Source organism: Alkalihalophilus lindianensis, from assembly GCF_032843265.1.
Taxonomy (GTDB): Bacteria; Bacillota; Bacilli; order Bacillales; family Bacillaceae_D; genus Alkalihalophilus; species Alkalihalophilus lindianensis.
Map to the genome: position 1 here is coordinate 1 of NZ_JAWJBA010000868.1, position 244 is coordinate 244.

At 44.3% G+C, this 244-nt stretch carries 1 pseudogene; it reads right to left on the reverse strand.

What is annotated here, in order from left to right:
* Positions 1–244: pseudogene (locus tag RYX56_RS24605) on the reverse strand (response regulator transcription factor); the annotation flags it as partial.

Here is a 244-nt window from a genome sequence, read left to right on the forward strand (position 1 = left end):
CTGATTCTGACCAGTCCAGGGTCAGGGTACGGATCGTTCACTTGCAGGAATTCATTGTAGAGCCACGTCTTTATTTTTTCTAAAGAAAAGTTTGTCAGCATGTCCACCCAGGTCCGCTGCTCTGGCGGCGTTAAAAGAGGGTCGATATGAACCCACTCTTGTTTGTATTCAGCCTCAATCACCTGGCGGTAGCCTTTATAATAGGTAAGCTCAAGCATTTTTCTTGTTTGCAAATATTTCTGAT